This window comes from Evtepia gabavorous (assembly GCF_003425665.1).
GTDB classification, from domain to species: Bacteria; Bacillota; Clostridia; order Oscillospirales; family Oscillospiraceae; genus Evtepia; species Evtepia gabavorous.
Genome location: NZ_QQRQ01000002.1, coordinates 102331 through 115822 on the forward strand (window position 1 = coordinate 102331; position 13492 = coordinate 115822).

Consider the following 13492-nt stretch of genomic DNA (forward strand, 5'->3'; position numbering starts at 1 on the left):
CTCTGGGGAGAGAAAACAAGCGGCGACACCTTTTTCTCCCGCCGGCATAGGATGAACCGGAGGGAAGGAGGCGGTTTCATGGATTGGATGGACCGAGAACGTAATATTTGGGTGGTGGGCGGAGACCTGCGCCAGCGGGCGTTGGCAAGATTGCTCCGGGAAGATGGACACACCGTTCATATTGCCGCGCTGGAAGGCGAGGGCCTGGCGCCGGAGCCGCTGGGTCCTGGGCTGGCGCTGGCTCACTGCGTGATCCTCCCCCTGCCGGTAACCCAGCGGGAGGAGATTTTACACACCCCGCTTAGCGAGGAAGAGGTCACCCTGTCCCAGGTGCTGGATTACATGGAGGCGGGACAGATCCTCTGCGGGGGTCTGGTGTCCCCGGCGGTGAGAGCGGCGGGGGAGCAGCGGGGCCTGCGGGTCTTTGATTACTATGCCCGGGAGGAGTGTATGGTGGCCAACGCGGTGCCCACGGCAGAGGGCGCGGTCCAGGTGGCCATGGAGGAACTCCCCTTTACCCTGCACAGCGCCCGGGTTCTCATCCTGGGATTTGGGCGGGTGGGAAAGTTGACTGCCCATCGGATGGGAGCCCTGGGGGCCAAGGTGACGGTGTCCGCGCAGGGGTATGAGGACCTGGCCTGGGCGGCAGCCTACGGCCACGAGACAGGCCGGCTGGAAACCCTCTCCTGTGAGCTGGGCGGGTTTGACCTGATTGTCAACACCATCCCAGCCCAGGTGCTGGACCGCCGGCGGCTGCAGTGGGTGAACCCAGGGGCCTTTCTGCTGGACCTGGCATCGGCGCCGGGGGGCGTGGACCGGGCAGCGGCCAAGGAACTGGGCCTGCGGGTCCTTCAGGCGCCGGGGCTGCCCGGACGGACGGCCCCTGTCACTGCGGCAGCGGCCATCCGGGATTCTGTTTATCACATTCTTTGGGAATTGGAGGCGTGAGAACCATGGGGGATGCACGGGTGGGATTTGCCCTCACCGGATCATTTTGTACCTTAGAGAAGGCCATCCGGGCCATGGAGGAGACCGCAAGGGAATACCCCAATATGGTCCCGATCCTGTCGGAAACCACGGGGGCCACAGACACCCGGTTTGGCCGGGCGGCGGACTTCCGACAGGCGGCGGAGGAAATCTGCGGCCATGGCGCGGTGGAGTCAGTGCGGGAGGCGGAGCCCATCGGGCCCAAACAGCTGCTGGATGTGCTGGTCATCGCCCCCTGCACAGGCAATACCCTGGCCAAATTGGCCAACGGCATTGCCGATACCTCAGTGACCATGGCGGCCAAGGCGCACCTGCGGAACGGCCGGCCTGTGGTGGTGGCGGTGTCCACCAACGACGGGCTGGGCGGGGCGGCCCGAAACATCGGGGAACTCCTGTGCCGGAAGCATTACTATTTTGTCCCCTTCCGCCAGGATGACCCGGTGGGAAAGCCCACTTCTCTGGTGGCGGATATGACCAAGGTGACCGAAACGGTGACCGCCGCCCTCCGGGGAGAACAGCTACAGCCCCTGCTCCTGGGGCCGGCGGACCAGTGAAGCAAAGCCCGGCAGGGATTGACCTGCCGGGCTTTGCTGTGGGGGTTCTGGGGAAGCACTCTACGGTCCGTAGGTTGCCATGGGGCCGGGGTTGGGGTATCATGGGCCCAGAAACACCAAGGAGGAGGAAGAAGAAACCATGGCGCATTATGTAACAGGGCCTGCCATCAAGGCCCTGCGGGAGAGGAAGGGGCTGACCCAAAAACAGCTGGCGGAACAGATTCTGGTCAGTGACAAAGCGGTTTCCAAGTGGGAGACGGGAAAGGGCTTGCCGGACCTCTCTCTGCTGGAGCCCCTGGCCAAGGCCCTGGGGGTCTCGGTGGCGGAACTGCTGTCCGGGGAGTACCGGACCAACGCCAATCGGGCCGGCAATCTGCTGCGCAGTCAGTGGTATGTCTGTCCTGTCTGCGGCAATGTGGTCTATGCCCTGGGGCAGGGGAGTTTTCACTGCTGTGGGGTGGCGCTTCCGCCGGCGGAAGCGGAGGAGGCGGAAGGGGAGCACGCCATCACCTTGGAGCAGGTGGAGGATGACTATTACGTTACCTTGGACCATCCCATGTCCAAGGGACATTTCCTCTCATTCATGGCCTACCTGACCACGGACCGGGTGCTGCTCCAAAAGACCTATCCGGAGCAGGCGGCGGCGGTTCGCTTCCCCCGTCTGGGACCGGGACAAATCCTGGCGTACTGCAACCGCCATGGGCTGTTTCGGAAGAAAATTTCATAACATTTGTGAGAAAGACTACCCCGGCCGCTGGAGCATAGCTCCGGCGGCCGGGGTGGTCTTTGAAAAATTCTATGGACAATGCGGGGAAAGAGGGGAAGAGAGGATGTAGAATTGTCACCCAATAAAATAATTTAGTTGACGAATGGAGGGGGCTGTGGTATCCTTGTCCCCATGAGCCGGAGAATGGCGAGTGACACAAGGGAGGGATGGTTTTGCACCGGGAAAAGACCAGGACAATGGTGTTGTGCGCCATGTTTGTGGTGCTGATTGCGGCGGGGGCGTGGATCAAGATTCCCGTTCCGGTGGTTCCGTTTACCCTGCAGTATTTGTTTACCATGCTGGCGGGGATTCTGTTGGGGGGAAGGCGCGGGGCGCTGGCGGTCTGCGCTTACCTGGCGCTGGGATTGGCAGGGCTGCCGATCTTTGCCCAGGGAGGCGGGCTGAGCTACCTGCTTCAGCCCAGCTTTGGTTACCTCATCGGATTTGCCGCAGGCGCCTTTGTCACAGGGACAATGGCCCGAAGCGGGCCGGTGACCTTCCGGCGGCTGCTGGCAGCCAATTTAGTGGGGCTTGGGGTTGTCTACCTGTTTGGGATGCTCTATTACTACGGCATCTGTCAGGCGCTGGGCACCCCCATTGGGTTTTGGCCGCTGTTTCTGTATGGATTTGTGCTGGCCGTCCCCGGGGATTTGGTGCTGTGTGTGGTGGGGGCTGTTTTGGGCATGCGCCTGCTTCCCGGCATAGCAAAGGAGAGAAAAGCATGACGGTAACAGAGACTTTGGGACGAAAGGTCCTTGCCGGGGGGCAGCTGACCAAGAAAGAGGCCATGACCTTGTATGGGCAGCCGCTGGAGGAACTGTGCACCATGGCCGACACGGTGCGGGCGCGGTTCCACGCCCAGGCGTTTTCACTTTGCACCATTGTCAATGGGAAGAGCGGCCGCTGCACGGAGAACTGCCGCTTTTGCGCCCAGTCTGCCCACTATCACACAGAGGCGGCGGTGTACCCGCTGTGTGACCAGGAGGAGATTTTGGCCCAGGCCAAGCGGTGGCAGGCCCAAGGGGTACCTCGCTTTGGGATTGTCACTGCGGGCAGGCGCCTGTCCGGCCGGGAGGTGGAGGAGATGTGCCGGACCATCCGGCGGGTGCGCCGGGAGACGGAGATTTCCCTCTGCGTTTCCTTTGGCCTTTTGAGGGAAGAGGAATACCGGGCACTGAAGGAGGCGGGGGTGGAGCGGGTACACAACAACCTGGAGACCTCCCGGTGCTATTTTCCCCAGGTCTGCACCACCCACACCTTTGAGGACAAGCTGACCGCCATCCGCGCGGCCCAGGCCGCGGGCCTGACGGTGTGCAGCGGGGGGATTGTGGGGATGGGGGAGACCCCGGAGGACCGGATTGACATGGCCCTGACCCTGCGGGAGCTGGGAATTTCCAGCGTGCCCCTCAATCTGCTCCAGGGCATACCCGGGACGCCGCTGGCCCAGCAGGAGAGGCTATCGCAGGAGGAACTGCGCCGCATTGTGGCGGTATACCGTCTGGTGCTGCCGGGCGCGGTGATCCGCCTGGCCGGAGGCCGGGGGCTGTTGTCGGACCGGGGAAGGGGCTGTTTTCAATCCGGGGCAAACGGGGTGATCTCTGGGGACATGCTGACCACTGCGGGGATTACTGTGGAGACGGACCGAAACCTGCTGGAAGAACTGGGATACGAGGTGAAGTGAGACCATGGCGAAGAAACTGTTTGTCACAGGGACAGGGACCGATGTGGGAAAAACCTACGTGACCGGGCTGATCCTGAAAAAGCTGCATCAGAGCGGGGAAACGGCGGCCTACTATAAGGCGGCCATGAGTGGGAACGACCGGGGGCCCGACGGCACCTTGTATCCCGGGGACGCACTGCGGGTCAAGGAGCTCTCCGGCATTCCCCAGCCGGTGGAGGAGATGTGCCCCTATGTCTACGAGCAGGCGGTCTCACCCCATCTGGCCGCCCGGTGGGAGGGGAGACCGGTGCAGGCGGAGGTGGTCTATGCCGGGTTTGCACGGCTCTGCGCGGCCTATTCCTGGGTCACCATGGAAGGGTCCGGAGGCATTCTCTGTCCCATCCGCCTGGAGGAGCCCCCCATCTGGCTGCCGGATCTGGTCCAGGGGCTGGGGCTGGGCTGCCTACTGGTGGCAGAGGCGGGGCTGGGCACCATCAACCAGGTTGGCCTGACGGCGGCTTACCTGCACCGGCGGGGGATTCCCTTACAGGGCATCGTGTTGAACCGCTTTCAGCCGGGGAACCCGATGCACGAGGACAACCGGGCCCTGTGTGAGCTGGTGTCCGGGGCGCGGGTGGTGGCCTGTGTCCCGGAAGGGGCCGCGGCACTGGACTGCACCGTGGAGGAACTGAAAGCACTGTATGGATGAGGAGAGGAGAGAAACGCGATGATTTGGTATCCCTACCAGCAGATGAAAACCATGCAGACACCCTATGAGATTGTCGATGCGGAGGGGGTCTATCTGTACACCCGGGAGCGCAGGATGATTGACTCCGTCTCCTCCTGGTGGAGCGTGATCCACGGCTACAAGCATCCGGCCTTGAACCAGGTGCTGGTGGACCAGGCGGGGCGGTTTTCCCATGTTATGCTGGGTGGCCTGACCCATGCGCCGGCCCAGCAGCTGGCGGAAAAGCTGGGGCAATGGCTTCCGGGGGAACTGGCGTACAGCTTCTTTTCCGACTCCGGCAGTGTGGCAGTGGAGGTGGCTCTGAAAATGGCTCTGCAATATTTTATGAACCGGGGACAGACCCAGCGCACCATGATTCTGGCTCTGGAGCACGCCTACCACGGGGACACCTTCAAGACCATGGAGGCCGGGGACGACGCAGATTACCACTTTGTCCTCCAGGCCTACGGACCCAGCCGGCATGTGGTGCACATTCCCACGGAGATTCCGGCGCTGGAGGAGGCCTTTCTGACCTACCATGACCGCCTGAACTGTCTTCTGGTGGAGCCTCTCCTCCAGGGGGCCGGAGGGATGCGGATGTATGATGTGTCCTTTCTCCAGCGGGCCCGGGCCCTGTGCGACCAGTATGGGGTGCTGCTGATCTTTGACGAGGTGGCCACCGGCTTTGGCCGGACGGGAAACCGATTTGTGGCGGACCTGGTCCAGCCGGACATTCTGGTGCTGGGCAAGGCGCTGACCGGAGGATATCTGGGGCATGCGGTGACGGTGGCCAGCCGGAAGGTGTACGAGGGCTTTTATGACGACTGTCCAGAGCACGCCCTGATGCACGGGCCCACCTTCATGGGCAATGCCCTGGCCTGCCGCCTGGCGCTCCAGTCCATCGCGCTGTTTGAGGAGCAGGATTACCTGGCGAAGATTCGCCGCATGGAACAGATCACCCGGCGGGAACTGGCGGGATTCTCCCATCCGAGCATTCGGGAGATCCGCATCATGGGCGGCTGTGTCTGCATAGAGGTGTTTGACCCGGCGGTGCTGCGGGGATACCAGCAGTTTGCCTATGAGCGGGGGGTGTTCAGCAGGCCGTTCTTGCAGTATCTCTATGCTATGGTGCCGTACATCATTGAGGAAGAGGAGCTGGTCACGGTGCTGCGTACGATGAAGGCGTGGTTTCTCCGATAAAAAGAGACCAGCGGCGTCTGTTTCGGTGGGGAAATGGACGCCGCTGTTTTTTTCTGGCCGAAGGAGACTTGATTACAGTTCGTGTCGAAAAAAGGTGGTAAGATAGAACCATCCAAACAGACAGACGCCAGAGAAAGGAGACCACACATGGGATTTCTGGATTTTTTCTTTCAAACGGACATCAATGCCGGCCTGGCACAGTACCAGGCGGACCCCAAGGGAGTTTTGCTGGATGTGCGGACCCGGGAGGAGTACACCCACGGCCACATTCCCGGCAGTCAAAATCTGCCCTTGCAGGAGGTGACCCGGATCGGGACGATGGTGCCCGATCAGAGTACCCCCCTCTATGTTCACTGTTACAGCGGCGCCCGCAGCGGACGGGCGGTGACCGCACTGAGACGGATGGGATATTCCCATGTGAGCAACATTGGTGGAATCCGGGATTACCGGGGAAAGACGGAAGGAGGAAACTGAGCGATGAAAGTCATCATCATTGGCGGGGTGGCCGGCGGCGCCACGGCGGCGGCTCGGATTCGCCGGTTGGACGAGAAGGCGGAGATTGTCATCCTGGAGCGTTCGGGGTTTGTCTCCTATGCCAACTGCGGCCTGCCCTACTATATCGGCGGGGTCATCACGGACCCGGAGGAACTGACCCTGCAGACGCCCCAGGGGTTTTGGAACCGCTTCCGGGTGGACGTGCGGGTGCGCCACGAGGCCACCGCCATTGACCCGGCGGGCAAGCAGGTCACGGTCAAGAACTTAGAGACGGGGGAGGTTACGGTGGAGGGCTATGACAAGCTTCTCCTGGCCCCGGGGGCCGCCCCCACCCGGCCCCCGCTGCCTGGGCTGGACAGTCCCCGGCTGTTTTCCCTGCGGACAGTGGAGGACACGTTCCGGATTCGGTCGTTTGTGGAGCGGAACCGGCCCAAAACCGCGGTGCTGGCCGGCGGGGGCTTCATCAGCCTGGAGATGGCGGAAAATTTGGCGGAGATGGGAGTGGAGGTCACGATTTTGCAGCGGATTCCCCAGCTGATGAACCCGCTGGACTATGATATGGCCACCTTCCTCCACAGCCACCTGCGCCGCAAGGGAATGCATCTGCGGCTGAACACTGCGGTGGCCGGCTTCCGGCAGGAGGGGGAGACCATCTCTGCCTTGGTGGAGGGGGGAGAGGCCATTCCTGCGGACCTGGCCATCCTGGCCATCGGGGTGACACCGGAGAATGCCCTGGCGAAGCAAGCCGGCTTGGCCCTGGGAAGCCGGGGCGGGATTGTGGTCAACCAGCGGATGGAGACCTCCGTCCCTGACATCTACGCTGTGGGGGACGCGGTGGAGATTCCACACCTGGTGACCGGGGAGAACACCCTGATCTCCTTGGCGGGACCGGCCAATAAGCAGGGCCGGGTGGCGGCGGACAACATCTGCGGCGGAGACAGCCGCTACTTAGGCGCCCAGGGGTCCTCCGTTGTGAAAGTGTGTGAGCTGACGGTGGCCGCCACAGGCCTGAATGAAAAGGCGGCCCAGGCGGCGGGCCTGTCCTATGAGAAGATCGTACTGTCCCCGCTGTCCCACGCCGGGTATTATCCGGGAGGAAAACTCATGACCATGAAGGTCCTCTATGAGAAGGGGAGCCAGCGCCTGCTGGGGGCTCAGATTGTAGGCCATGAGGGGGTGGACAAGCGGATTGACGTGCTGGCCACGGCCATGCAGGCCGGGCTGCCGGTCACTGCCCTGAAAGACCTGGACCTGGCCTATGCCCCGCCCTACGCCTCAGCCAAGGACCCGGTGAATCTGGTGGGATTCATGGCGGAAAACCTGGAGCAGGGGGTGGTGAAGCAGTTCCACTGGGAGGACGTGGCTGGGCTGCCCCGGGACGGCAGCGTAACCCTGCTGGACGCCCGGACCCCCGGGGAGTACAGCGGCGGCTGCGCGGAGGGCTTTGTGAATGTCCCGCTGGATGAGCTGCGGGACCATCTGGGGGAGATTGCCCCGGGCAAACCCGTCTACGTGATGTGCCAGAGCGGCCTGCGCAGCTATCTGGCCTGCCGGATTCTGGCCCAGGATGGGTATGACTGCTATAACTTCTCCGGCGGCTACCGCTTCTATGAGAGCGTCCTGCTGGACCGGTGGACCCGGCAGAATGCCTATCCCTGCGGCGTGGAGCGGCCCTGAACAGCAAACACCCCCGTTGGGTTTCCTGCCCGGCGGGGGTGTTTGCCCTCTTTACATCCTGGCGGGAAGTGGGTATAGTAGGAGGGAACGATTTTTGGCAAGGGGGCGGGGCACGTGGACGACGCGGTGTGGAAGCAGACCTGGGGGGAGGCTCTGAATCAGCAGCAGGCGGCGGCGGTCCAGGCTGCCGACGGGCCGGTGCTCCTGCTGGCTGTGCCGGGCAGCGGGAAAACCACGGTGCTCATCCACCGCCTGGGCTATCTGATGGACTGCCGGGGGATTCCCCCGGAGCGGATTCTCACAGTGACCTACACGGTGGCGGCCACCCGGGATATGCGCGCCCGGTTTGCCCGGACCTTTGGAGAGGACCGGGCCAGCCGGCTGGAGTTTCGCACCATCAATGGCCTTTCCGCCCGGATCATTCAGTATTACGAGCGGGCCATGGGCCGACGGGCTTTTCAGCTGGTCACCGACGAGGGGACACTCTCCTCCCTGGTGGGGGAACTGTTCCGGGCGTGCACTGGGACCTTTGCCACAGAGAGCACCATCAAGGGGCTGCGGACCGCCATCACCTACGGAAAGAACCGGCAGATGTCCCGGGAGGAGATGGAGGCGTTGTCCACCGGGGAACTGCCTGTGGCCCAGGTTTATCAGGCCTATTGCCGGGTGCTCCGGCAGCGGGGCTGGATGGACTATGACGATCAGATGGTGTACGCGGCGCAGATTCTCCGGCGGCATGGGGAGATTCTGGCCTACTTTCAGGAAAAATACACCCATCTCTGTGTGGATGAGGCCCAGGATACCTCCCGCATTCAGCATACCATTCTCCGTCTGCTGGCGGGAAGGCGGCGAAACCTCTTTTTGGTGGGGGATGAGGACCAGAGCATCTATGGGTTTCGGGCGGCGGAACCTGGGGCTCTGCTGCGGTTTGAGCGGGATTACCCCGGCGGGCGGGTCCTTTTCCTGGAGAAGAATTACCGCTCCACCCAGACCATTGTGACGGCGGCGGATGGGTTTATCCGCCAGAATCACAACCGGCGGGACAAGCACATGACCGCAGCCCGGGGCCCGGGACCTGCCCTGGAGGAACTATGGGTCTATGACCGGGCGGCGCAGTATGCCTATCTGGCCCGTCTGGCCCGGGACTGCCCACAGGAGACCGCTGTTTTATACCGAAACAATGAGAGCGCCCTGCCGGTGCTGGACCTGCTGGACCGGCAGGGCATTGCCTGCCGGTGCCGGCAGATGGACGGAACCTTTTTCACCCACCGGGTGGTCCGGGATATGGCGGACTTTTTTACCTTTGCGGTCAACCCGGCGGATGGAGCGTGCTTTCTGCGGATGTACTACAAGCTGCGGGCGGGGATCACCAAGGGCGCCGCGCAATGGGCGGTTCAGACGGTCGTGGCGGGGGAGAGCCTGCTGGATGTGCTGTCCCAGTGTCCCGGCCTGTCCCAGTGGAGCAGGGGCCAATGCCGGGCCCTCTCCGTCCACTTTGCCCGGCTGCGGGAGGAGCGGGGGGACTGGGCCGTGGACCGGCTCCGCCACGCCATGGGGTATGGGGAGTACCTGAAGGAGCGGGGCGGCGATCTGGGTAAGCTGGATATTTTAGAGGCACTGGGACGCCATGTGCCCAATTTGGGGGCCCTTCTGGACCGCCTGGAGGAACTGCGGACGCTGGTGCGGCAGGAGAGACAGGGGCCTGCACAGGGGCTGATCCTCTCCACCATTCACGCCAGCAAGGGGTTGGAATACCAACGGGTGATCCTGATGGATGTGGCGGACGGACTACTGCCCTTGGTGGAGGCGCCGGTGGGGAGGAACCCTGACCCGGCGGCGGTGGAGGCCTATGAGGAGGAGCGCCGGCTCTTCTATGTGGGGATGACCCGAGCCAAGGAGACACTGGCGGTGTTTCGCTTTCAAAAGCCCGGCCTGGCCAGCGCCTTTTCGGAGGCCCTCTTTCCCCCAAAAGCCAAGTCCCAGCCGGTCCGGGCCCGTCCGAAGCCGGCGGAGGACAGTCGGGCGGAAGGGGCACCCGACGGAACAGGGTATTTCCCCGGCGTTTCCGTGACCCACCGGACCTTTGGCAGCGGGAAAGTGGTCAGCCGGCAGGGGGACATTGCCACCATCCTGTTTGAGGGGGGACAGGAGAAGCGCATCGCCCTCTCCGTGGCGCTCCGGCGGCGGCAGCTGTGGAGGAGCCGGGAGAAAACCGGATAACCTGAGAACAAGCCCTGCAAAAGCAGGGCTTGTTTCAATCGGATAGAATGTTTTCCTTGGAGGGTGGCGGCAGAACCTCCCAGTGAAATGTTTCTCCCTCCAAGGTCAGCCAGCGGAAGAGCCCGTCCTCATAGAGCAGGCAGCTGTGAGGGGACCCGCCCCGGGGCAGAGAGACCGAGCCGGGATTGGCGCAGAACAGATCTCCCACCCACTGCCAGGAGGGAATGTGGGTGTGCCCGGACAAAAGGACCTGGGCGGCCCCGATGGGGGGCGGATTGTGGGGGCCATACCGATGGCCATGGGTCAAAAAGACGGACAGGCCCTCCCAGGAAACGGTGGCGGAACCGGCGTACATGGGAAACGCCGGCCCCAGGGCGCCCGCGCCGCGGTCACAGTTTCCCTCTACCCACAGAATCTCCCGGGCCAGGGGGCGGAGCAGCTGGATGACCTGATGGGGGTCGTATTCATACTGGGGAGCATAGGACCCGGAATAGACCAAGTCCCCCAGCAGGATAAGCTGCTGGGCGCCTTCCTGCTGATAGCGTTCCAACAGCTGCCGGCAGAACCGGGCGGAACCATGGAGATCGGACGCGATGAGTCGCTTCATGGGGAATCACCTCGCAGCTTAGTATACCGAATTTGCCGCCAAAGAGCAAGCAGAGGAAAAAGACCGGAAATCCAAGATTTTTCTCTGTTCCCTGGCGCAGGGACATGGTATAATGAACCCGTCCGCGAAAACCAAACACCACGGAGGTGGCTTTTATGATAGAAGACGCAAAACGATCCATTGCCTTTCTTTGTCCAGTCTGCCGGCAGCCGGTGATCTTGGAGAGGACGGTGTTTCAGCTGGCGGCATCCGGCAGCCGGCTGCCCTGTCCCTGCGGGAAATCCGCCCTTACCGTCTCCCTGATGGGGGACCAGGTCCGCCTGACGGTGCCCTGCCTGTTTTGTGAGCAGGAGCATACCGTGTCCTGCTCCACAGCGGCGTTCCTCCAGGAGAAGACGCTGGCCTTTTCCTGCGCCAATTCCGGGCTGGACTGCTGCTATGTGGGGGAAGAGGCGTCGGTCTTTGCCGCCATGCGGCGGCTGGAGGAGACGGTGGATGTGCTGGAGTCAGAGGCGGGCGCCCAGGGAACCTTTCTCAACGACCTGGTGATGGAGGAAATCCTGGGAGAACTGCGGGACATTGGCCGGCGGGGCGGCATCTCCTGTACCTGCGGATGCAGGGAGTGGAAGCTGAAGATCAATTACAGTTCGGTGGAGCTGTTCTGCGCCCAGTGCGGCGGTGCGCTGAAACTCCCTGCGGCGACCATGTCGGACATTGAGGACCTATGTTGTAAGCCGACGCTTACCATTCGGGGCGGGAAACCGCCGGAAGATGCCAAGTGAGAAAATAAAAAAACGCTCCCAACCTGGGCGCACATCCAGGCACCTGCGGCATAAGATGGACTGAGATCGCAAGACGGTCTCCATCTCTGACAGGAGGTAATTGTCTATGTGTTGTAACAACGGTTGGGGTGGTAACAGCTGCCTGTGGATCATTCTGATCCTGATCATCATCTTCTGCTGCGGCTGTGGTTCGAACAGCGGCTGTGGGAATAACTGCGGGTGTGGCTGCGGCTGTGGCTGCGGCAACAACTGTGGTTGCGGGAATAATTGCGGCTGCGACTGCGGCAACAACTGCGGCTGCGGCTGCTAAGACACGTACCATAGCCTGCGCACGTTCCTGCGTCACCGGCAGAGAGCAGCCCCGGGATATTCCGGGGCTGCTCTCCCTGGCCGGGGAAGGAAAAAATTTTGAAAAAATGAAAAATAAGACTTGCATTTTGTCTCTCCGTGTGCTATTATCTAAAAGCTGTCAGTTGACATGCGGCAGTAGCTCAGTTGGATAGAGTAACTGGCTACGAACCAGTAGGTCGGGGGTTCGAGTCCCTCCTGCCGTACCAAGCGCCTTCAATTTTTGGATTGAGGGCGCTTGTTGTTTTTATACGTTAAAAAGTACGCCGTGGACAACGGCACAGAGGTCCACGGCGTTTTTTATCAGGGTTTTGTTGCGGCGGCGCGGGGTTCTGCAGGCAAAGTATGGTGCAGAGAGCCCTGTAAAAGACGAAAGAATTCTGCTTCCGTGAGAAGGCAGAGGTTGGACTTCCCCTCAGCAAGAATGGCCCTGGCCTTTTCCTCCTTGTTGCTGACGGTGGCGGTTCCTCCTGGTCCATCGTATTGCCGTCCCACCACAAGAAAATCGGTTTTTCGGGAGACTGCGGTTTTGATGACCGCCCCCACGTTGACCGCCCGCTGCATGGCCTCCCGCCGGTCGATGGAGAGTTCCCCGGTGAAGACCACCGCCTTCTGATAGAGCGGGTGCTTCGGGTCGAAGAAGCTCACCTGGGGCCGGATTTCTTTGGGCCGGATGGGAGGACGGTACGCAGGCGAAACCCGTGGCTTACGCCGCTGGGACGGGGGCTGGGGGGCGACAGGAAGGGCCAGATCGGCCACCTCCTGAATGCGGATATGGGGCTGGGAGAAACAGAATTCCCCTAAGTTGAGACAGTGATTTGCCTGGATGCAGGCGATGGCGATCTGGGCGCAGGCCACAGCGTCGCATTCCGCGTTATGGTGGTGGGTGAGGGGAATGGCCAGGGCTTGGGCGCAGGCGGCCAGGTTCTTCCGGCCGGGGACCAAGTCCCGGGCCATGGCAATGCTGTCGATGTACTTAAAATCGGCGTATTGCCGGACGTAGGGGTCGCCGTAGGCCGCCAGAGAGGCCTTGATGACGGACATATCAAACCGGGCATTGTGCGCGATGAGGGCTTTGCCGGCCAGGAGGGGATGCAGCTCCTGCCAGACGGTGAGAAAATCCGGGGCGTGTTCCGTGTCCTCCGGGTAAATTCCGTGGACATGAATGTTGCCCTGGTCATATCTGTTGCCTGGCGGCTGGATCAGGTGGTGGGTGGTGGCGACCACCCTCAGCCCCACCACAAAGGCCAGGCCCACCGCGCAGGCACTGTTGGGGTCGCTGGTGGCTGTCTCAAAATCAATGGCGACAAAGTCCACATGTTGGTTGGCGGAAAGGGGGAGCGACTGTTTGTCGCGAACATCCATGGGGGATCACTCCGTTCGTCTTCTGTGCTGGGATTTGCAGGGGGAACCGGGAGGAACACAAGCCCCTCCGCAGATCCTTTCTTATTATAGTATCCTGGTTTGAC

General features: G+C 62.1%; 14 protein-coding genes and 1 tRNA gene. 13 read left to right on the top strand and 2 right to left on the bottom strand.

The window, feature by feature from the left end; all coding sequences use genetic code 11:
* The first annotated feature begins 78 nt into the window (after window positions 1-78).
* The 10 genes from DV520_RS02145 (at window position 79) to DV520_RS02190 (ending at window position 10286) form a co-directional block, all read left to right on the top strand.
* Entirely contained in the window at window positions 79-948 is an 870-nt protein-coding gene (locus DV520_RS02145) for a dipicolinate synthase subunit DpsA (protein WP_021919566.1), read from the top strand.
* A gap of 5 nt (window positions 949-953) precedes the next feature.
* Complete coding sequence (locus tag DV520_RS02150; protein WP_021919567.1) at window positions 954-1541, top strand: dipicolinate synthase subunit B; 588 nt, start codon at window positions 954-956, stop codon at window positions 1539-1541.
* Window positions 1542-1680: 139 nt separating this feature from the next.
* Window positions 1681-2268 carry a helix-turn-helix domain-containing protein gene (locus DV520_RS02155; RefSeq protein WP_117141687.1) on the top strand — a complete coding sequence of 196 codons (588 nt, stop codon included), beginning with the start codon at window positions 1681-1683 and terminating at the stop codon, window positions 2266-2268.
* A gap of 206 nt (window positions 2269-2474) precedes the next feature.
* Window positions 2475-3032 carry a biotin transporter BioY gene (locus tag DV520_RS02160; protein WP_117141630.1) on the top strand — a complete coding sequence of 186 codons (558 nt, stop codon included), beginning with the start codon at window positions 2475-2477 and terminating at the stop codon, window positions 3030-3032.
* The gene (gene bioB / locus DV520_RS02165) at window positions 3029-3988 is read left to right on the top strand and encodes a biotin synthase BioB (RefSeq protein WP_117141631.1); all 960 of its coding nucleotides are present in this window, start codon (window positions 3029-3031) and stop codon (window positions 3986-3988) included. The genes DV520_RS02160 and bioB overlap by 4 nt, the downstream gene beginning before the upstream one ends.
* Window positions 3989-3992: 4 nt before the next feature.
* Window positions 3993-4676 (top strand): dethiobiotin synthase, encoded by a 684-nt coding sequence (gene bioD, locus DV520_RS02170; RefSeq protein WP_117141632.1) that lies wholly within the window; start codon window positions 3993-3995, stop codon window positions 4674-4676.
* An 18-nt stretch (window positions 4677-4694) separates the two neighbouring features.
* Window positions 4695-5894 carry an adenosylmethionine--8-amino-7-oxononanoate transaminase gene (gene bioA, locus DV520_RS02175; protein WP_021919571.1) on the top strand — a complete coding sequence of 400 codons (1200 nt, stop codon included), beginning with the start codon at window positions 4695-4697 and terminating at the stop codon, window positions 5892-5894.
* Window positions 5895-6041: 147 nt separating this feature from the next.
* A complete protein-coding gene (locus DV520_RS02180) occupies window positions 6042-6368 on the top strand; it encodes a rhodanese-like domain-containing protein (protein ID WP_117141633.1) in 327 nt (108 codons plus the stop codon).
* A gap of 3 nt (window positions 6369-6371) precedes the next feature.
* Window positions 6372-8066 (top strand): FAD-dependent oxidoreductase, encoded by a 1695-nt coding sequence (locus tag DV520_RS02185; protein WP_117141634.1) that lies wholly within the window; start codon window positions 6372-6374, stop codon window positions 8064-8066.
* A 114-nt stretch (window positions 8067-8180) separates the two neighbouring features.
* Complete coding sequence (locus DV520_RS02190; RefSeq protein WP_117141635.1) at window positions 8181-10286, top strand: ATP-dependent helicase; 2106 nt, start codon at window positions 8181-8183, stop codon at window positions 10284-10286.
* 34 nt (window positions 10287-10320) lie between these two features.
* On the opposite strand, the gene yfcE is transcribed toward DV520_RS02190, so the two are convergent.
* Window positions 10321-10893 (bottom strand): phosphodiesterase, encoded by a 573-nt coding sequence (gene yfcE, locus DV520_RS02195; protein ID WP_021919576.1) that lies wholly within the window; start codon window positions 10891-10893, stop codon window positions 10321-10323.
* A 155-nt stretch (window positions 10894-11048) separates the two neighbouring features.
* Here yfcE and DV520_RS02200 point away from each other — a divergent pair, with 155 nt between their 5' ends.
* From DV520_RS02200 to DV520_RS02210, 3 genes are all read left to right on the top strand, one after another.
* The gene (locus DV520_RS02200) at window positions 11049-11675 is read left to right on the top strand and encodes a hypothetical protein (RefSeq protein ID WP_021919577.1); all 627 of its coding nucleotides are present in this window, start codon (window positions 11049-11051) and stop codon (window positions 11673-11675) included.
* 106 nt (window positions 11676-11781) lie between these two features.
* On the top strand, window positions 11782-11985 hold the full coding sequence (locus tag DV520_RS02205) for a hypothetical protein (protein ID WP_021919578.1): 204 nt from the start codon (window positions 11782-11784) through the stop codon (window positions 11983-11985).
* A 170-nt stretch (window positions 11986-12155) separates the two neighbouring features.
* Window positions 12156-12232 (top strand) — tRNA-Arg (locus DV520_RS02210).
* Window positions 12233-12326: 94 nt separating this feature from the next.
* On the opposite strand, the gene DV520_RS02215 is transcribed toward DV520_RS02210, so the two are convergent.
* On the bottom strand, window positions 12327-13388 hold the full coding sequence (locus DV520_RS02215; RefSeq protein WP_021919579.1) for an exonuclease domain-containing protein: 1062 nt from the start codon (window positions 13386-13388) through the stop codon (window positions 12327-12329).
* Window positions 13389-13492 lie beyond the last annotated feature (104 nt).